At 68.2% G+C, this 330-nt stretch carries 1 CRISPR repeat array.

The annotated features are described in order from the left end of the window. Position 1: 1 nt before the first annotated feature. A CRISPR array of direct repeats spans positions 2 to 330; the repeat unit is 24 nt; unit sequence CTCATCCCCGCGAGTGCGGGGCAG.

Below are 330 nucleotides of genomic sequence, written 5' to 3'. Positions count from 1 at the left end.
GCTCATCCCCGCGAGTGCGGGGCAGACAGGAGGTCTACTGCATACCGCAGGGTGGCGTAGGGCTCATCCCCGCGAGTGCGGGGCAGACGTCATGCACCGTGGCGGTGTGGGTGTGCAACTGGGCTCATCCCCGCGAGTGCGGGGCAGACTTGGGCAGGCTCTATCTCCCACCTGGGTCCTACGGCTCATCCCCGCGAGTGCGGGGCAGACTCCATCTCCGCGTGTGCACCATTCGAGCGTGAGGGCTCATCCCCGCGAGTGCGGGGCAGACTCGATGTGGTCACCCTCTGGGTGCTGGGTGTAGGGCTCATCCCCGCGAGTGCGGGGCAG

The sequence above is a fragment of the Corynebacterium sp. HMSC070H05 genome, assembly GCF_001837615.1.
GTDB lineage: Bacteria > Actinomycetota > Actinomycetes > Mycobacteriales > Mycobacteriaceae > Corynebacterium > Corynebacterium coyleae.
Note: the sequence above shows the minus strand (reverse complement) of the source record. Positions and strands in the feature narration are given on the sequence as shown.